This window comes from Slackia equolifaciens (genome assembly GCF_003725995.1).
In the GTDB taxonomy this organism is placed as follows: Bacteria; Actinomycetota; Coriobacteriia; order Coriobacteriales; family Eggerthellaceae; genus Slackia; species Slackia equolifaciens.
This window is the reverse complement of the sequence record NZ_QIBX01000009.1, coordinates 61,289-80,677: the sequence shown is the minus strand read 5'-3', so window position 1 is coordinate 80,677 and position 19,389 is coordinate 61,289. Positions and strand designations below refer to the sequence as shown.

Here is a 19,389-nt window from a genome sequence, read left to right as displayed (position 1 = left end):
TCAAGAGTGCCTTACGGGCTTAACTATAGCGCAGAATTAGCTACTCGCCCCGCGTCAGCCGCTTCTCCATGCGGAAGTTCGCGAGTTCGACTCCGCGGCGCATTACGGTTTGCTTGCGAACGGTCGCATATCCCATGCGCTCGAAAAACGGCTGCGCCGTAAGCGACGCATCGGCACTGACCGCCGTTTTGCCGGACGCGATGGCAATGGCCTCAAGCTCGAGGAGGATACGCCTTGCGATGCCCTGGCCTTGGCGGTCTTTATGCACGTAGAGCATGTCGATGTCGCTGTTTTCATCCAAGGTGCCAAACCCTAGAAGGATGCCGCACTCTTTGATGCAAATGCCGCGCTGACCGGCGAGCTTTGCGGCTATGCTCTCCAGAAACGATTCGTCGTTCGGCGCCCATGCACCCACTTGGCTGGGCGAGTAATCGCGCGCGTTAACGGTATGCACGGTCGCATGAAAGAGCCGTGCCGCCTCCTTCGCGTCATCGCGCGAAATCGGCGCCACGGCCCATTCGTCCACGTCGTAGCCGTGTTCTATAAGGCAGTACGGCAGGCCTCGATGCCGACATTCGGCCAAGACTAGCGTGTTGTCGCGCGCGAGTTCGTCGAAGTCTATCTCGTCATGCAGGCGCTTTTCCGCGACGTTCGCAAACGCCCGCACGGAGCCGGCGTGGCTTCGGATGTACCGTTCCGACATGATGAGGCACCAGTATCTGATGCGCTCAAGGTAAGCGGGAGGAAAGTCTTCCTGCCAGTCAAAGGGGATGTAACATCCCTCCACGATGAGATTCTGGTCGTTCTCGATTGCCGTCTTGATCATTTGCGAAGCGATGCTCCACACATAGGGAGTGAGCAGCTCGTCATCTTCTGGCGTGAGGCTGGTTTGCCCGCTGCGGATAAGCCCCATTTTCAGCAGGTCAAGCGAGAGCACGGGGTAGCGATAGCGCTCCAAGAGCCGCTGTGCCAGGGCGGTTTTACCCGTATGGCTTGCGCCTGCTATAAGGATGATCATCGCGTTCCTCCGGTTGGGTCGATTGATGGTTGCGTCTGTCTGCATGCCGGTTTGCAAGCGTGCGTGGTGACAGTGCCTGGGTGCCGGGTGCGTTGAAGCGGGCGTGGGGCTTTGGGCCCATCGGCCTCACGCGAAAAGGCACGCGTCTATCACGCTCTTGCCGCGCAGGGTTTCGACCCATTGCTGCGGGATTGCGTCGTAGCCGTACATCGCCCCCGCGAGCGCGCCCGCCACGGAGGCGGTGGTGTCGGTGTCGCTGCCCAGGTTCACGGCCTCAAGGACGCATTCGGCGTAGCTTTTCGTGTGGAGGGCGCACCAAAGCGCCGCCTCGAGGGTGTGAAGGACGAAGCCGGAGGACTGGATTTCATCGCGGGTTTTCGCCTCGACGTCTTCCAAGAAGGAAAAGCGCTGGTCGCCGGGGATGTGGCTGCGTATGGCGGTTGGTAGGTCGATACCGCGAAGGACGTCTTGCATAATGCGGACGAACACGACGCACGCCGTGGTGGAGATGGGGTGCGCGTGCGTGATGGCCGACACCTCGGCAATTGTGGCGTCGGTGGCGTTTGTGAGCGCGAGGGGCGCGATGCGCATGAGCGACCCGTTGCCGTTGGAGCGCTCGCCGCTTTGGCCCTTGCCCTCGTTGAGCGCGGTTGCGGTGGCGTTGCCCACGTCGAACACGGTTCCGTCGGCGGTGTAGGCGCCTTGGTGGAGCCAGGCGCGGAAGCGGGCCGCCATATCTTTCAGGTCGATTGTGCCGTTGCAGGCGCGGATGCTGTCGCACGTGGCAATGAGCAGGGAGGTGTCGTCGGAAAAGGTGCCGGCGGGCATGCCGTGGGCGCCGCCCGACGCCATTTGGGTGCAGGTGAACGTGTCGCGCGCCTGGAATTCAAAGGGGACGCCAAGCGCGTCGCCCACAGCGGCGCCGTAGACGATGGATTTGAGCTGGGTTGCGCGTGTGCCGCGGGTTTGGCTGGCGGCGTCTTGGATGGCCATAATGCCTCCTTCATCGAAGCGTTTGCGCATACCATATCGCATCGACGGCGCCCGTGCACGCGCTTCTGCTGGATGCAGTTGCGCTGAGGTTTATTCCGAAAAAGGAAGGAGCTTGGCGCTTTGCGTGTTCCTTTATCGGTATATTTAGTAGAATCATTCTAAAATTAATTGTTCCGATAAAGGATGCGCCATGAAAACCACTAAGGAAGCTGCGGAAATACTAGGGGTGTCTCCGCGAAGGATTGTTGCCCTTCTCTCAGAGGGCGTTCTTGCGGGGGAGCGCGTGGGAAAGATGTGGCTGGTAGACGAGGCGAGCATCGCACGGCGGCTTGAGCGAGCATCAAACGCGGGCCGCCCGCGCTTAGGAAGCGCTGCATGCCAGACGAGGTTCGTCCTAAAAAACCGGACGCACAGCATCATGGAGCTCGTCTACGATTCCGACATCAGGGAGTTCACATGGGCGGGCCCTCTCATCGATTCCGAGCGTGCGCCTTTGGGGCTTGCTATGGAGCGGGACCGCATAACGCTGCCGTCCTTCAACGTCTGGTGGAAGAATAGAGGCATTCCCGAAGGAAGGGCGGGGGTCGAGCGCCTGCTTGAGGAGGCAGGGGTATCGGTTCCGTCGGAGCTTGCGGTGAGGAGCCTCGGATTGTCGCTGTCCGATCAGTATTGGCTGCAGCCCGAAGGGTCCGACATCGAGTGGCGCGACGTTAACTTTTTCATGAGTGACTTTGAGGATGTTCGCGTTGCGTCTTGGGAGGGGGATAGCGCGCGGCATCCTGACAACACCTCGGACGGCAATCTTCCCAAGCATTGGGTCATTGGGCCAGATGGCACGAGGATTCTTCTCAAAGGCGGCATTCATGCTAATCAGGAACCGTATAACGAGGTGGTTGCCACGGCGCTTCATCGTCGGATCGTGCCTGACGGGTCCTATGTGACGTATTGGCTTGAGCGTCTGGATGATGAGCCCGCCTCGGCGTGTGCGGCCTTTGTGCGAGACGACGAGGAGTATGTGCCGGCGGTGTACGTGGCTTCGCATTTTCGCCGTCCGCCGCATCGCAGCGAATATCAGCATTATGTCGCCTGCTGCCAAGAGTTGGGAATCGAGGAAGTGGAGGATGCGTTGTCGCACATGATCGTGTGCGACGACATTCTGGCAAACACCGATAGGCATGCGCGAAATTACGGAGTCATTCGCAATGTCGAAACGCTTGAATACCGCATTGCCCCCTTGTTCGACTCGGGCACAAGCCTGTGGTGCACGAAGGACTTGTACGACCTTCGCCGCGGGGACTATTCGTTTGAGGGCAAGCAATTCAAAAGCAGCCCGGCAAAGCAGCTGATGCTTGCGGGCGATCTTTCATGGCTGGATGTTTCTGCACTTGACGGGTTTGTCGATGAGGCGATGGGAATTCTGGCGCAAAACGAACGAATCCAGGATAGGCTTGAACACATTCGGCGGGCATTGGAGTTCCGCGTAGAGCGCATGGTGACAATTCGCGAGGCGTTGGGATAGGGCCGACTTTTGCGAATTCAGCCTAGTTAGCTGAGCTATTATTGTCCGAGTTCAACGGGGATTCAAGTTAGTGCATTCGGTGGGCTGTGCCGCAGTGTTTCCAATTGCCGGAAGCGTAATGCAATCATAGGCAAGCGAATGCTATCGTGTTCTGGAATGGCCAATGGGTTGTCAGAAATCCGCGAATGGCGGGTAAGCGCGAGAGGGTGTAGCTATGAGCAACGAGGCTGTGTTTCGCAATGCGGAGAGGCAAGACGTTCCGCTGATTCTCCAGTTTATAAAGGACCTTGCCGAATACGAGCACATGCTGGACGAGGTGGTTGCCGATGAGGCGACGCTCGAGGAGTGGCTTTTCGACAAGCAGAAGGCAGAAGTGATTTTCGTTCTGGAGGATGGCGTTGAAGTGGGGTTTGCGCTGTTCTTCCACAACTTCTCGACGTTTTTGGGCCGTGCGGGGATTTATCTGGAGGATCTGTTCGTCAAGCCGGAACATCGCGGCAAGGGGTACGGCAAGGCGCTTCTGAAGAAGCTTGCCTCGATTGCGGTGGAGCGCGGCTGCGGGCGCCTTGAATGGTGGTGCCTCGATTGGAACACGCCCAGTATCAACTTCTACCTGTCTCTGGGCGCGGAACAGATGTCCGACTGGACAACGTATCGCATAGCGGGGGAGACTTTGAAGCAGCTGGCGGAGGAGGGCTAAAGCATCCTCGGCCTCGGTTGGCTGGCGCGCCTGACGGGGTTCCAGGCATTGATTGTTTCCTGCGGAGTTATGTACGGAAATGAGCCATCGTGTCTTGCGGGTCGATGGTGCCGCGTGCTCGAATTGTGTCGCATGTGGCAACGCGGTTGACGATGGATTTGAGCTAGTGGCTACGCAAACGCGAAGTCACTATTTGTTCCATTATGGGGTCTCCTCACGATGCGCAAAGCGAACCGAATCAGCTATTTCAGTTTTTCCGTAGCGTAATCGACCGAATTCAAGAGTGCGGTCTTTTCGGCTTCGATGTACTCCGTGATCATCGTTTTGAGAGAATCCCTGTCGATGTTGCTACCTGAGGCGAGTAGTGTTTCTTCCACTATGGAGTCATGGGCATCGCTGTTCCACAAGGGCCACAGGTTAGGCATATCTGCCACATCTGCGAACCTTTCTTCAACGGTCGCCATGTCTGCGCGATTGGGGTCATATTCCACTACTGCACTTCGATATTCATCATACTCCGATTTAAGCCCGCTGATGTAATTGCCATACTCGTTCTCTAGGGATGAGCTGTCTACGGGATTGACAACCAGCGAATTGAATTGATCTGCGGCCATATCCTTACCGAGGAATTTTACGAAGCGCGCAAAACCTCCCTGTATGCCGTAATACCAGTCGAGATAGGCGTCCGTATTGTTGCTGCAGTTCTGGTAATAGATTTCGATTTCTTCCTTCAGCTTACTTTCGTTTTTTTCTATAAATCGATCGCGTTCCGATTCGTAATCATCCTTAATGGCTTGTATTCCCTCTTCGTTCTCTACCATATCGGTTAATTCCTCGGCGCTGTGGTCGGTCGCGAGAACAATCCAGCCCGTTATTTCATCGAGGGTTTGATCTATTTCCGTGTATGGTTGTGACGTTCTCGTTTTGGACCACTCGTATTCCACGCAGAGGAAGGCTATAGACGCGATTATCCAGATTCCAGCAACGACAGCTACGTATCGTCTACGTATGCGACCTTCGCTTTCTTCGTCATGTTTGCTAGGCAGCAACTGAAATTCGCTTTTGATTTCTTGGCGCGTGATTAGGCAGGCTCCGAATTGGCCAACAATGCCAAAGAAAATAGAAGCGCTTAAGACGATTTGAATAACAAAAGCAACGATGTAAGAGGAACTTGCTATATAACTCAGCCCATACTGGGTGAGGAAATCCGCATATGTGGACGCCTTATTCAGCTCGCTTAGGACGGTGCACGATGATTGCTCGAAAGGCATGAATCTGCTTTGAAGCGTCTCTTTAAAATCTGCCTGCACGCCAAGGGAAGAGCCGGCACTGGTGAGCGCGTAAGCGATACAAAGAGCGATGGTTGTTACGATTATGCTCAATGTAAGCGCCTTCGCCTTGTCGAGCTTCGGTGAGTATTCCTTTTTGCTGAGATGCTGGATGAGTTGGAAGATTGGATAGAAGAAGATGGCGGCGGCCCAAATTAATAGCCATTCCGAATCGCTCCAGCTGGGAGATTTCAGAACGAATGCAAGTGCCGAGAATAGCGCCAGAGAGAATAGAATCGCCATCCAGAGGGTCCATCTTCTGTTGCGATTCGAGAGCGTGCCGGTTGGGGTGTAGTTTTCCTGTCTGAAGAGCCGTTTAACCACGACGTTGTGCATTGGGCCAAGAGTTGCGGGAATGGCATAGAGCAGGATAATGGCTGGAAATATAACTGAGGGAAACAATGGCACGAATTTGCCAACAATTGTGAGGATAAGCACAAGAGGCACCGCACGAAGGAGGTAGACGGCAAAACTTATAGAATGTTTATTTGAACTGAAATGGCGTTTGTTTTGTGCCGGTGCTTCATCTGCTGACGCATCGGGAATCCGAGCTGCTGTATCGTCTTCGTCTGGGTGAAAGTATTTCGGTGAAGCTGGGTTAGGTAATGCGTTGTCTTCTATTTCTCTCAACTTATGCTCCGGTTCGTTGCCAGGGGACGTGATTGCTATGGTTCTCGCTGAGCTTATTGCGTTTTATGTATATATGCGAATGAAGTTGCTAGCCATCGTTTTGCTTCGTGTGCTACCGCTCGGATTTTGAATTACGATAATTCGATGTGCTGCTTATGTGAGAACTAACGAGATAATTCCTATTGCCACAAAGACGACAATCAGGAGGTAGATGATGTAATCGACCGTTTTCCAACCACCTAACTCATGGGTGAACAAATCCTTGAGAAACCAAAATGGAGTTGCGATAATTCCGCAAATGTCTTCAAAAAAATGCCCGAACATAATGATGACAATGCTATCCGACTGAAAAAGTAAGCCTTGTCCTCCATCTGCATACTTTGTCGCGAATGCGCAGATAATGGAAATCGGAATAAACCCAACAAGTGTCCAGAACAGATAAAAAAGGAAAAAACCAGGTATTCCTGTTGGCTGGAATGCGCTCGATAATAAGCTTTCTGTATTGGTAATCCCGATAGCTAGGCATGCGATTGCCGCAATGAATCCGTATGAGAACACCTCATGCAGTTTTCCTAGAAACCAGAGGAGATTGACATCTTCTTTCACTACCGTGATCCCCTTTGCTCTCGCATGATGCAGAGTGCCTTAAATTGTTTATTCCTATGGCTTTTTCAGCGCGAAAGATTTTCTGATGGCTATATTATCCTGAACCAAAGCCCTAAGTGAAAGAAGAAATGGGTTAGTGGCGACATGGGGACAATGCCAGCTCTGCAACTTTGCTCCAAGGTGCGATAATGGTTATCGTACATTCACTTGAAATTACATAAATGATGGGGTGACCATGACGAAAAAAGTGGATCTTCAAGATGTCAAAAAAGCAGTTGATTTCGCCAGGGAAATGATGCCCTTATTTGAGCCTTATATTAAAAAACATGGACCAGAAGTCGTCGAACAGGTTGCCGAACGAGCTCGTAAGGCTGCAGATTCCGCCGATGAAGTGCGAAAGAATGCTTTCGACAAAATTAAACAGCGCAAGGATTTTAAAGAGCGGCAAAAGATTTGCGAAGAGGCAAAGAAACGCGCGGTGGCGAGTTCCTTGCCGCCTATCGACGCCAAGGAGTTCTTTAAGAACTTTGAAGACAACGTTGTTGATCATGGCGATTTGAGGTCAGGGTACATGGCGATTCCTGGTTGCTATGCAATTATTACAATGAAGTCTTCTCGCGAAAAGGATTCAGCAGCCTACAAGGATGTATTTGTGGGGTGCAGTGAGACAATAGGCTTTGCCGTGTATTCGCAACTGCGCGGGTTCGGAAACGTGGATGTTTATGCTGACTTCAAATTTAATGCACCAATGAAGATTCTAATTTACCCATGTGAGCTTTCGAAGATGCAGGAGAAATGTATCAGTCTGGTGGATGATTTGCAGTCTATTTCGTCCTACAACAAATGGGAAGCAATGGCGGCAGCGAGTTGTGTCGAGACCAAATAGGAGTATCTGTGGGAACTAAGGAGCTTGCGCCTATCGACATTGAAATAATCGGCCCCGATGACTTGGCAGACATTACGGTTGTTTCGAAGGTCGGAAAAGACGGCGAAGGTATTTGCTTTTTCGACAGGGTCAATTCGACTTTGAGCGTTGCTTCTGATTTGCTGGAGGCTGCTGAGGGTGCGAATCTTTACAAGGTTAAAGTTCCCGATGGGTATACATTGCATGACCTGATTCCTTCCAAGAAGGACGCAGAATCCGTTAGGGCTTTGGTGCGAGATGCTAATGGCAAGATTAACGGCGATGTGTCGCTGAAGCTAAACGGGGTGAGTCCCACTCAGGTTGCCACTATTGGTCTAGCTGCGGCCGCAATGGTTGTGGGCCAAGCTTATATGACTGAGATTAGCGACAGCCTGGATAGAATTGATTCGAAACTGGATACGGTTGTCGCAATGATTGCGGGCGAGCAGAAGGCGAAAGTCAAGAATGCGATAAGCATCGCAAAAGCATACGTGAACTTGCATGACGACTATGCTAGCAAGCCGCGCGAGGCGTTTCAGGCTGCCAGGAATGAAATCGAATCCAGGTACAATGACGTGGGGGAGGTAATCGACTGGATTGTCGAACAATTGGAAGACCTGGAAAAACGGCTGGGCGAGGCCAAGCCGACGGAAAAAGCAATGGCGTTGCTATTGAACGAGCTGGGTTCGTACAAGGAGCAGTTTAATCTATGTTTGCGTGCCCTTTCTGCTTTGGCGATGACAAGGATGTACTACGACGGATGCATGGATGAGCGTAGCGCCTTTGTGGAACGGGGTCGGATAGAGGAGAAATCGCAGGAGTTTTTTGTCAAGTGGCAAAGGCTATCTGGGATTTTCGAATTGAGAATAGGCGAGATAAAGGGAGCCCCTATAGCGTTGCCGAAAGCTTCGGGCAACGTCGTAAAGCGTCTGGCTTCACAAACTCCCCGGGCTGCGGCGAAAAGCAAATTGCTCGAAGCGAAAGTGGGTATGCAGTCGGACTTGCGGAAGGCGACCTCCGAAGCTAAGGCCAATGCTATCGATTGCGCTGCAGGAATTGATCGAATGATTATGGCTGGCAAGACAGCTCGTACCATGCTTACGGATGGAGAGAAGTGCTGGCTTATTGATGATGGGTCAGCCGCTTGACGGAATTATTGAAAGGGCCCGGCTTGTCCGTGGCCGCTGCCTGCCATTCGCTATTGATAACCGGGCTCCAATTCATTTCCTTTGTTACAATTTAAGAACCTATCACATTGCTATGCGCTTGGTAAGCGAAAGCGCGTCCAGCCTAAAAGGATGGCAAGGTCGGAAGGCATGAGGATGACAAAGAGCGTAGAGTACTCGTTCATTAAGATGGATGAAGATTTTTTTGAAGATGTCATTATTGAGCATCTCTGCGCGGAGTTCGGTTACGAGCATCTCTACGGCCCCGACGTGCCGCGTTCTGGCAATAAATACGATGACGTCTTTATTCCTGATGTGCTTCCTCGGGCTCTTCGGCGCATCAATCCTTCCCTTCCGTTTCCTGCCATACAGGAAGCCGTTCAGAAAATAAAGGATATTGATACCGGTTCTTTTGAACAGAGAAATGAAAAATTCAATGACTACCTCCAAAATGGAGTAGAGGTCCATTTTTATGACGGCAAAGAAGAGCGCGACGATATTGTCTACCTATTGGATTTTGAGAAGCCCGACAATAACGACTTTTATGTTGTAAATCAGTGGACTTTTGTCGAATACTCAGAGAAACGCCCGGACATTATCGTGTTCGTGAACGGCATGCCTCTCGTCCTTTTTGAGTTGAAGTCACCATCTCGCGAAGAGACCGATGCTTCTGATGCTTATCTGCAGTTAAGACAGTACATGAAACAGATCCCGAGTCTTTTCGTTCCGAACGTGTTCTGCGTAATGAGCGATATGAGCGAAACTCGGGTGGGCACTATTACCGCAGATGAAGATCGTTACGTATCCTGGAAATCTTCCGATGGCGACTATTCGAACACGAAAGCCGCTACATGGAAGACGATGCTCGACGGCATGATGCCGAAAGAGCGGCTTCTTGACATCATCAAGAATTTCGTCTGCTTCAACAATGACGCCTCTAGGGTAATCAAAATCCTTGCTGGTTATCACCAGTATTTTGCCGTAAAGAAGGCCGCTGAACGTGCCGTTGAGGCGGTGGAGGGCGACGGAAAGATCGGTGTATTCTGGCATACCCAGGGTTCTGGCAAATCTCTCTCGATGGTATTTTTCGCCCATCTTATTCAGGAACGACTCGAAAATCCCACCATTGTGGTTATCACTGACCGCAATGATCTCGACGATCAGCTGTATGGGCAATTCAGTCGCTGTGCTCCTTTTCTGCGCCAGACTGCTGTGCAGGCGGAGAGTCGCAGCCACCTGAAGTCTCTGCTCGTTGGGCGCGAGGCGAACGGCATCATTTTCACTACGATGCAAAAGTTCATGGATGGCGACGAGTCCTTGTGCGACCGTGGCAATGTTATCGTGATGATTGATGAGGCTCATCGTGGCCAATATGGGCTCACCGAAAAGATGGACGCAGAGGGCAATGTCTCTATTGGGGCAGCGCGTCTTGTTCGAAAAGCGCTGCCGAACGCTTCGTATATTGGATTTACTGGTACGCCCATTTCGACCGAGGATAAAAACACTCGCGAAATATTCGGCGACTATATCGACGTGTACGACATGACTCAGTCGGTCGAGGACAACGCGACTCGTCCTGTGTTTTACGAAAGTCGCGTGGTGGCGCTCAAGCTGGATAAAGATAAGCTTGCGCAGTTGGACGCCGCCTATTCCGAATTTGCGGAGCAAGCAGATGCAGCGAGCGTGGAAAAGGCGAAGCGCGATACGGGCGGCTTGGATGCCATATTCGGCGCGCCCGAGACAATCGATGCACTCTGCAAAGACATCATCGACCATTATGAAAACAATCGAGCTGATATTTTGGCGGGTAAGGCGCTCATAGTTGCCTACAGCCGACCGGTGGCCATGAAGATTTATTACCGCATGATGGAGCTTCGTCCTCAATGGAAAGAGAAGCTTGGGGTGGTAATGACGATGGGTAATCAAGATCCCGAGGAATGGTTCGACGTATGTGGTGGCAAAACCCATAAGAAGGAGATGGAGCGGAAGTTCAAAAATGATAACGATCCGCTCAAGATAGCCATTGTGGTGGATATGTGGCTTACGGGCTTCGATGTTCCGAGCTTGGCTACGATGTATGTGTTCAAGCCTATGAAAGGCCACAACCTCATGCAGGCCATTGCGCGAGTCAACCGTGTATGTAAGGGAAAAGAAGGCGGCCTGGTTGTTGACTATATTGGCATTGCTCGGGCCCTTAAGCAGGCGATGAAAGACTATACCAATCGTGATCAGTCGAACTATGGCGACATGGATATTGCGGCAACCGCCTATCCAAAATTCCTTGAGAAATTAGATGTATGCCGTGACTTGATGTATGGATTCGATTACCAAAAGGCGATTTTCACCGACAGCAAGGCGCAACTCGCTTCCGCTATTGCCAATGGGGTGGATTGGCTACTGGACCCCTCGCACAAGGAGGACTGCGAGGACTTCATTAAACAATGCCAACTTATGAACCAAGCATTGAGTTTATGCAAGAGCCTGGTCTCCGAGGAGGACCAGCACGAAGCGGCTTATCTGTCAGTTCTACGCGTGCAGGTCTTGCGCCTCGCGGGCCGTGGCGGAGGCGGTGGCAGAGGTATGACCTATGGGGAGTTTAATAAGCGAGTCTCCGCCATCCTTGAACAGACGGTGCAGGCAGATGGAGTTATCGACCTCTTCGAAAAGGATAGCGTGGAGATATCCTTATTCGACGAGTCATTCCTTCAAGAGCTTGCCCATATGAAACAAAAGAACATTGCTGTGGAAAGTCTGAAACGTCTTATTAAAGAGCGTGTGAGACAATACCAGAGAACGAGTGTGGTGAAGGCCGAGAAGTTCAGCGACATGCTACAAGGCACGCTTAATTCTTATCTTAACGGCATGCTTACAAATGCTCAGGTAATAGAAGAGCTCGTCAATATGGCAAAAGAAATGATGAAGGATCGTTCCGATGCCGAAAAGCTGGGGCTGACTAACGAAGAGATGGCATTTTACGATGCCATCACTAAACCTCAGGCGGTGAAGGATTTCTACAGCAACGATCAGCTGATTGCTATCACGCATGAGCTGACCGAGGCAATGCGCTCAAGCGCTACAATAGACTGGCAGCGCAAAGAATCCGCGCGCGCCGGAATGCGGCGAGCGATTAAGCGTTTATTGCGAAAGTATAAGTATCCACCAGAGGGAGCCGAAGAAGCAATGGCGACAGTCATGGCTCAATGTGAGCTTTGGGCTGATACGAAGGTTTGTAGCTAAGGAGTAGGTCTGTGGCACGTAAAAAAACTGAAAACACTGCCGAAATTGGATTTGAGCAGCAGATTTGGAGCGCTGCAGATAAGTTGCGAGGCAATATTGATGCTTCCGAGTACAAGAATGTTGTGTTGGGGCTAATCTTCCTCAAATACATTTCCGACAAGTTCGAACAGAAATATCAAGAGCTTGTTGACGAGGGGGAGGGTTTCGAGGAGGATCGCGACGAGTATACGTACGAAAGCATTTTCTTCGTTCCGCCGGAGGCTCGATGGGGTGTGATTGCGGCTGCCGCTCATACGCCTGAAATCGGCAAGGCTATTGATAATGCTATGCGGCTTATCGAGTCTGAAAACGACAAGTTAAAAGGGATTTTGCCTAAAAACTTCGCTCGTCAAGAGCTGGACAAGCGTCGTCTTGGCGAGGTTGTTGATTTGTTCACCAACGTTCAGATGGCGGAGAAGGGCGACACGCGTGACATCCTTGGGCGCACCTATGAGTATTGTCTAAGCAAATTTGCAGAAGCTGAAGGCAAGAATGCCGGCGAATTCTATACTCCGGCTTGCGTAGTGCGTACGCTCGTTGAAATCATTCAACCGTACCACGGGCGTGTATATGACCCCTGCTGCGGAAGCGGTGGCATGTTTGTTCAGTCGGCCGAATTCGTGAAGAATCACCAGGGCAAAATTGATGACCTCTCGATTTTTGGCCAGGAAAGCAATCCCACCACGTGGAAAATGGCCACGATGAACCTTGCTATTCGCGGCATTGATGCGGATCTGGGCGAATTCAACGCAGATACGTTCTTCAATGACGTGCATAAGAATGAACGCTTTGACTTTGTATTGGCAAATCCGCCCTTCAACTTGTCCGACTGGGGTGGTGACCGTCTCAAGGAAGACCCTCGTTGGGAATTCGGTATTCCGCCAGAGGGCAACGCGAACTTTGCATGGGTTCAGCATATGATTCATCATCTTAATCGCACTGGTCGTATGGGCATGGTGCTTGCGAACGGGTCGCTTTCTAGCCAAACGAGCGGCGAGGGTGACATCCGAGCCAATATTGTGAATGCAGACCTCGTTGAAGGCATCATCGCAATGCCCGATAAACTGTTCTATAGCACCGGCATTCCCGTTAGCCTGTGGATTATTTCAAAACAGAAAGCTCAGCCGGGAAAGACGCTCTTCATTGATGCGCGAAACATGGGGACCATGGTTAGTCGCAAGTTGCGCGAATTCACGGCGGAGGATATTGCGAAGGTTGCTAGTACGTTTGACGCGTTCCGCAACGGAACGCTCGAGGAAGAAAAGGGCTTTTCTGCTGCGGTTTCCATCGAGGATATAGCGAAGCAGGACTACATCCTGACGCCCGGCCGTTACGTTGGCATTGCGGATGTCGAAGAAGATGACGAGCCTTTCGAAGAAAAGATGGCACGTTTAACCGGTGAACTCTCCAAATGCTTCGAAGAATCCAATCGTCTGCAGGAGCAAATCAGAAAGAACTTGGAGGCGATTGGCTATGGGATTTAGGGTTGCCCTTGGCGATATCTGTGCGTTCGACCGAGGGGCTAGCATCCCTCGAGCTCGTATGCATGAGACGGGTGATTATTTGTACATTCATTACGGTGATTTGTACCGGGGTTTTTCGTTGCGCATTGACGTAGAGTCTCCGCAGAAGCAATTGCCGTATGTCGCGTCAGATGAAAAGGTGAAGACTGGGCAGTTTCTGCACGATCAAGATATCGTTTACGTGCTCACGTCGGAGACGATTGATGATTTAGGTCATGCGTTTCTTTTTAACAACCCAAAGGGAAGGATTGCGGTTTCGGGGACCGAAACAACCATCGTTCGGGTAATACGACGCGATATCGTTGAGCCTGCTTATCTCAATTATCTCTTGCAGTCGACATATTTTAAGACGCTGCTTCGTCAGTATGTGCGGGGCATGAAAGTTTTTCGCGTTCACCCTACCGACCTGGCGCGAATAGAGGTTGACCTTCCTCCCATTGAGAATCAGCGTCGCGTGGTTTCTCTGTTGGATGTTATTTATGAAAAACAGCTTCTCAACCAACGGACAAATGATTATTTGGTGGCGTAGATAGTTCGATATTCGAGACATCGATTTCGCCAGACATGAGTTTGGGGAGAAGAATATCGCGAAGAGCTGAGAGTGCAGCGATTTCTTTCTTACTCTCCTCAACTGTTAGGAGTAGTTGATTAAGCTGCTTGACGTATTCGTTTGTTAGCACATCCTGAGGAACTGCTATTTTGTAATCCGCGATGTTGCCCTTTGTGATGAACTTGATAACCGACCCACGAGCACTTTGGGTGATGAACTCAAGGTTCCTTTTCACTGCGCAATAAAGCCAGCCAAGCAACTCGCCATTTTCGGGCATGAGGACGTATGTCCGCTGATAGGCTTCGAATTTCCCCCTGAACCATTTAACGTTAAAGTTTCCATTGCCGGCAACCAGGATTGCGTCCCCTTCAAAGGAGTAAGCATTAGTTGTAGTTGATGACTGCGAACAAGTAAAGAATGGATATTTCCCGCCCTCGACGGCAACATTTGCGTCTTTTTTGCCCGTCTTGACCGGAAAGAATTCAGATAGCGCATGCCAACTCCATCCGACAGGAAGAGTCTCGTCCGAATACTCGAATTTTTCTTTGTAAATAGCGAGCGCGCATTGCTCCAAATAATCATTTATGCGTTGATTGAGGGCGATTAAATTTCGGATGGGGTTGAGGGTTTTCGCGATTGTGCGTTGGCCCCCTTCGTCCATTTTTTCGAATTCATAGTGCATTATTGCGGCTTTGTCTCCACGGGGCATTTTCGTACCCTTTGACGTAGCTACGACATGGTCGAAGAAAGAGTCGTCGGAAAGAAGCCAGTACAGGTAATCGGGATGGCATGCATGCGGCTCAAAAATCAGCACGTCTGCCGAGCAGCATCCATCATGGTCGGCTTGCCAAATCTTTTTGAAATATGGGCGAATATTAGAGACGAGGGTATCGCCCCTTCTGAAGGCTCGAGCCTTGCCACTGATGGGAATTGATGCCGCTGGTTTTATTCCTGCTTTATCTGGAAGCATCGACTCGGTTGAAATATACGTAGAGGGATTTATGGGCGCGCTCTCGGTCCGATACCTGCATATTTCTCCAAGTTCAATTCTCGTCATTCCAAATACCTTCTATGCGAAGCCTTTACGTTGCTCTGATTCACCATGGCGTAGTGCATGGTAGTATCTATTCTCGCATGACCGAGTAGTTTTTGCACTTGTTCGATTGGCATTCCTTTGTCAATGGCGTGAGTTGCAAGAGTTCGGCGAAATTTATGAGGATGGACGCGACCGACTCCCGTTGTTTTCCCGAGTTTGCGCAGCCGGGTCTCGATTCCTCCTATGCTTATCCTTTCCGCAGATGAATTAAGGGATATGAAAAGCGCGGGGCAGTCATCGTTTCTCGATTCGAGATATGACTGAAGGTGAAGTTTAGCCCGCGCATCGAAGTACGCGGGGCGCTGTTTATTGCCTTTTCCCGTCACTACACATTCGCGTTCTTGCAGGTTGATGTCTGTTATATCGAGCCCAACGAGTTCTCCAATGCGCATGCCGGTGCTTGCAAGCATGTCTATTATTGCAAGGTCGCGAAGGTTGGCGCAGCTGTCACGAAGTGTTTCCAGGTCTTCATCGGTGAGCACCTCTTTTGTAACGGTGGCGGTTTTAACTTTGTGAATTCGCCTCACGGGACTTTTTACGATGTAGTCTTCGTCTTCGAGCCACGAGAAGAAGCTGGATAAAATACGGCGGATGTTATCGATGGTGACTTTACTGGCGCCTCTTCGCAATTCATATTCATGGAGGTATCTGCGTAAGTCGTCGCTTTCAATCTGAGTATAGGGCTTCTCGATCGAGCCAATCATATGCTGGATTGTGCTTTCATAGTAGTTGATTGTGCGAGCTGAACAGCCTTCGACTTCTTTAGCCGTGAGGAAAAGGGCTAGCAGATTTTCGTTGCTTTCAGCTTCTATTGTTGCGCTTGTAGACGAGAGTGCTGTTCGAAGGACTTCTCCTAGGCGTTTGAGCTGGCTGCTTGTCAAAATAGACTGCATTTGGGCAAGGATGCTGCATATTGTGGTCTCCATCGTGGTTCCTTTCATCGAGGGCGATGGGGATATTCTGCCTTCTATCGAGATTTGCTGCAGCAAATGATTATTTAGAGCAGCTTTTGCTTGCCCGCTATGACAATTTCTTCGGCAGTAAAAGCACTCACAACGGCACAATTGCTGATATAGGCGATGTGGTCGGCGGAGCTACACCTTCCAGGAAGAAGCCCGAGTACTACTGTCACGATGGCATCGGTTGGATAACGCCAAAGGACCTGTCGAACACAAGCGACAAATTCATTGCTCATGGCGCCGATGACATCACTCAAGCTGGGTTTGACTCGTGCAGTGTAAAAAAGCTGCCCCCAGGTACCGTGCTATTCAGTTCTAGAGCACCAATCGGCTATATTGCTATTGCCGCCGATGATGTAACCACGAACCAAGGCTTCAAATCTGTTGTTCCACGCACGGAAATTGGAACGGCATTCGTCTACTGTTTCCTCGTTCGCAACAAGGATCGAATAGCTGATGCCGGTTCTGGAACTACTTTCCCAGAGATTTCTGGAAAGGTGATGGCAGATATTGAGCTGACGCTGCCTGACGTAGATCTATGCGCAGAGTTTGAGGAATGGGCCGCTCCGCTGTTTGAGCAACAGCGTTGTCTTGAAGAGGAAAGCCGGCAACTGGGAAATCTCAGGGATGCTCTGCTGTCTAAACTGATGTCTGGCGAAATAGATGTCTCGAAGGTCAAGCTACCTACGCAGTTAAATAATCATTTGCATGCGTCGTGCCATTATTATCTGGATACGTTCGTGGCTGCTTGATGCGGCATGTCCCTTAATTGCCGTACAATGCAGACCGGGTACCAACCAAAGGAGCGCATATGGCCGCATGGATAATTCGAGCCGGCAAGGGTGGAGTTTGGGCTGCTGAGTGGATTAGTAGGGGCTATATCGCCATCTATTGGAATTTGGGTGGGGCAGATATTGCCACGATCTCAAAAGACCAGATCAAGTCTCTTTATAAGATGCAGTTTCCCGATGCCTCGCGACAGGTTGTTGCGGCAAACGCGGGTATGATTTATCGCTTTGGACATGAAATCGTGGAAGGCTCGACAGTGGTCATGTATGAGCCGGCAACCCGTCTTTATCATATTGGCGAAGTGATGGGGTCGTGCACATTTGTAATGCCGGAAGATTCTGACGATGATGATGGCTCTTATAGGCGCAAGGTTGCCTGGAAAGCCACCGCTTCGCGTGATGCGTTGTCGGCGCGCGCCAAACATTCGCTTGGAAGCATCTCAACCTTGTTTGCTGTTTCGGATGAGGCTCTTCGCGAGTTAGAGAATGCCTCAAGGGGAGTGCCGCCCGTTGCGTCGAGCGAAGGAGACGAAGAGGAAGAAAATGCTGCGGAAATTCGCGAGGCAACGGCGGAGGATGGCATCGAACGCATCAAGGATCGCGTGCTGCAGCTGACCTGGGAAGAAATGGAGCAGCTGGTGGCGGGCGTGCTTCGTGCTATGGGGTACAAAACGTCCATGACGCGCCGTGGGTCTGATGGCGGTCGTGACATTATCGCGTCGCCTGATGGCCTTGGCCTCGAATCTCCGCGCATCGTAGTCGAGGTGAAACATCGCAAGGAGACCATGGGCGCTCCGGCGCTACGTTCGTTTATCGGCGGCCTGCGCAACACCGATAGCGGTCTCTACGTAAGCACGGGCGGATTTACCAAGGATGCGATGTACGAGGCAGATCGTGCGCTTATGCCCGTCAAGCTTTTGGACCTGGACCAATTCGTGCGCCTGGTGGTCGATAATTACGACAGCGCAGATATGGACATGAGGGCGATTCTTCCGCTTGTGCGAATCTATTGGCCGGCGTAGTGGCAACGGATGCTTAATCGCAATGACGTGGGAAACACCCGCCTCGAGCTGTTTTCTTTGCCGTGTTGAATGCGGGTCGATGAGGCCGTGCACCTTCTTCGCTCTGTGTGAGTGAGAGTTCTGCCTTCTCTCACGCATGCAGCAGCTCGGCGAGGGTGAATTCGCCCCAGCTGTAGTTTTGCAGATAGGCTCCGCGAAATGCGGTCGTATCGTCTTGCGCTCCTGAAAGATGGTCGTACAGGTCGCACGACACGTGCTCGGGAACCACGCGCCGCTTGCCGCGTACCGTCTCAATCGCCTGTTCGGCGTGGTGCTCCTCGAGCGTTTCGCGCAGCTTCATGGCCACCTTGCGATACCGCGCCCGCGACTGCTCGGTCAAGGGCTCGTCTTCCCATAAAACCGAGATAGCCTCAGACGACGAAACGAATCCGCCCCTTCGGTCAACCAGAAGCGCGAGCAGCTCCTTGGCTTTCTCGCTGCGAAAGGGGATGGGATTGCCGTCCACGAATACGTCGAAATAGCCGAACGTCCTGATGGCAATCTGGTGCTCGGCGCCTTTGGCCGCCGTGGTATTGGAATCGGGCTCTGGCTGGGATTCGCGCTTAGGCTCATGGTCGTGCTCGGACCAAGGCTCGGGTTTGGCCGAAGGCCCAGGCTCCCGCCCAATCTCGCGTCCGTCCTCGGTCCCATGCCCATTCCCACGCTCATCCCCATGTTCATGCATGCAATCCTCGCCCATGGGAAAAGCGCGAAGAATCATACGGTCGGGATTTGCAGGATCGGGCTCAATGAGCAGGCGATACGGCGCACCTGTCCGCCTGCTTTCCGCATCGGCAACGCCGCGCTGGGCGAGGCCCGTGGATGCCTCAGCGGGCAGGGGAGAGCGCTCGAGTAGCTCTGCAAGTCCCGCTTGCAGGGCGCGATTGCGAGCAGCGCGTTCTGGCCTGTCGCCTGCTGCGTCGTCCGAGAATTCGACGGCATCCAAGGCCGCTAACGAGCCGTATACCTTGGTGCCGAAGTCGATCAGCCCAAGGCCAAACATCTTTCGTGCGGGTGCGTTCGCGTACAAAATGAGCCATCCGCTGTCAGGAACGTACTCTGCCACGACAATGGATTCTTCCGCGGCATCAATGCGGTTGGCTGCGGGCTCGTGCTCATTCGAATGCGCGACGTCTCTTGCGTGTTGCGATAACGCGACGTCGCTTTGGTGCGAGGCTGCGGAGGCGCGGGATTCAAAATCCGGGGTTTCGAATTGGCTTTTGTTCTGCTGGCGCATAGCCCCACCCGATTCTTCCATTCGGCGCCTCGCTC

At 51.9% G+C, this 19,389-nt stretch carries 16 protein-coding genes; 9 read left to right on the top strand and 7 right to left on the bottom strand.

Annotation, left to right across the window (positions count from 1 at the left end; genetic code table 11):
• Positions 1-40: 40 nt before the first annotated feature.
• Together DMP06_RS11415 and DMP06_RS06320 are read right to left on the bottom strand one after the other, a co-directional pair.
• Positions 41-1,018, bottom strand: coding sequence for a GNAT family N-acetyltransferase (locus DMP06_RS11415; RefSeq protein WP_161957850.1), 978 nt, complete (start codon positions 1,016-1,018; stop codon positions 41-43).
• A 126-nt stretch (positions 1,019-1,144) separates the two neighbouring features.
• Positions 1,145-2,011, bottom strand: coding sequence for an ADP-ribosylglycohydrolase family protein (locus DMP06_RS06320; protein ID WP_123208919.1), 867 nt, complete (start codon positions 2,009-2,011; stop codon positions 1,145-1,147).
• Between the two features lie 190 nt (positions 2,012-2,201).
• Between DMP06_RS06320 and DMP06_RS06315 the strand changes: the two genes are divergently transcribed.
• Together DMP06_RS06315 and DMP06_RS06310 are read left to right on the top strand one after the other, a co-directional pair.
• Complete coding sequence (locus DMP06_RS06315) at positions 2,202-3,530, top strand: DNA-binding protein (protein WP_123208902.1); 1,329 nt, start codon at positions 2,202-2,204, stop codon at positions 3,528-3,530.
• A 214-nt stretch (positions 3,531-3,744) separates the two neighbouring features.
• Positions 3,745-4,230: a GNAT family N-acetyltransferase gene (locus tag DMP06_RS06310; RefSeq protein ID WP_123208901.1), complete on the top strand. Its 486-nt coding sequence runs from the start codon at positions 3,745-3,747 to the stop codon at positions 4,228-4,230.
• A gap of 242 nt (positions 4,231-4,472) precedes the next feature.
• Here the strand turns inward: DMP06_RS06310 and DMP06_RS06305 are convergent, their stop codons facing one another.
• On the bottom strand, positions 4,473-6,188 hold the full coding sequence (locus DMP06_RS06305; RefSeq protein WP_148042503.1) for a hypothetical protein: 1,716 nt from the start codon (positions 6,186-6,188) through the stop codon (positions 4,473-4,475).
• A 153-nt stretch (positions 6,189-6,341) separates the two neighbouring features.
• A complete protein-coding gene (locus DMP06_RS06300) occupies positions 6,342-6,794 on the bottom strand; it encodes a hypothetical protein (RefSeq protein ID WP_123208899.1) in 453 nt (150 codons plus the stop codon).
• A gap of 235 nt (positions 6,795-7,029) precedes the next feature.
• Here DMP06_RS06300 and DMP06_RS06295 point away from each other — a divergent pair, with 235 nt between their 5' ends.
• The 5 genes from DMP06_RS06295 to DMP06_RS06275 all read left to right on the top strand — a co-directional run bounded on the left by DMP06_RS06295 (position 7,030) and on the right by DMP06_RS06275 (position 14,192).
• Positions 7,030-7,680, top strand: a complete 651-nt coding sequence (locus tag DMP06_RS06295) for a hypothetical protein (RefSeq protein WP_123208898.1) — start codon at positions 7,030-7,032, stop codon at positions 7,678-7,680.
• Between the two features lie 8 nt (positions 7,681-7,688).
• Positions 7,689-8,846 carry a hypothetical protein gene (locus tag DMP06_RS06290; RefSeq protein ID WP_123208897.1) on the top strand — a complete coding sequence of 386 codons (1,158 nt, stop codon included), beginning with the start codon at positions 7,689-7,691 and terminating at the stop codon, positions 8,844-8,846.
• A gap of 174 nt (positions 8,847-9,020) precedes the next feature.
• On the top strand, positions 9,021-12,101 hold the full coding sequence (locus tag DMP06_RS06285) for a type I restriction endonuclease subunit R (RefSeq protein WP_245962408.1): 3,081 nt from the start codon (positions 9,021-9,023) through the stop codon (positions 12,099-12,101).
• An 11-nt stretch (positions 12,102-12,112) separates the two neighbouring features.
• A complete protein-coding gene (locus DMP06_RS06280; protein WP_123208895.1) occupies positions 12,113-13,624 on the top strand; it encodes a type I restriction-modification system subunit M in 1,512 nt (503 codons plus the stop codon).
• A complete protein-coding gene (locus DMP06_RS06275) occupies positions 13,614-14,192 on the top strand; it encodes a restriction endonuclease subunit S (protein WP_123208894.1) in 579 nt (192 codons plus the stop codon). The genes DMP06_RS06280 and DMP06_RS06275 overlap by 11 nt, the downstream gene beginning before the upstream one ends.
• Here DMP06_RS06275 and DMP06_RS11570 read toward each other — a convergent pair.
• Positions 14,158-15,270: a restriction endonuclease subunit S gene (locus DMP06_RS11570; RefSeq protein WP_220092543.1), complete on the bottom strand. Its 1,113-nt coding sequence runs from the start codon at positions 15,268-15,270 to the stop codon at positions 14,158-14,160. The two genes, DMP06_RS06275 and DMP06_RS11570, sit on opposite strands and share 35 nt — an antisense overlap.
• Positions 15,267-16,235, bottom strand: coding sequence for a site-specific tyrosine recombinase/integron integrase (gene xerA / locus DMP06_RS06265; protein WP_123208893.1), 969 nt, complete (start codon positions 16,233-16,235; stop codon positions 15,267-15,269). Before xerA ends, DMP06_RS11570 begins: the two co-directional genes overlap by 4 nt.
• A gap of 23 nt (positions 16,236-16,258) precedes the next feature.
• Between xerA and DMP06_RS06260 the strand changes: the two genes are divergently transcribed.
• Positions 16,259-17,020, top strand: a complete 762-nt coding sequence (locus DMP06_RS06260; protein WP_123208892.1) for a restriction endonuclease subunit S — start codon at positions 16,259-16,261, stop codon at positions 17,018-17,020.
• Between the two features lie 59 nt (positions 17,021-17,079).
• Positions 17,080-18,078 (top strand): restriction endonuclease, encoded by a 999-nt coding sequence (locus DMP06_RS06255; RefSeq protein ID WP_181443026.1) that lies wholly within the window; start codon positions 17,080-17,082, stop codon positions 18,076-18,078.
• A 130-nt stretch (positions 18,079-18,208) separates the two neighbouring features.
• Here DMP06_RS06255 and DMP06_RS06250 read toward each other — a convergent pair whose 3' ends face one another.
• The gene (locus tag DMP06_RS06250; protein WP_161957849.1) at positions 18,209-19,183 is read right to left on the bottom strand and encodes a winged helix-turn-helix domain-containing protein; all 975 of its coding nucleotides are present in this window, start codon (positions 19,181-19,183) and stop codon (positions 18,209-18,211) included.
• Positions 19,184-19,389 lie beyond the last annotated feature (206 nt).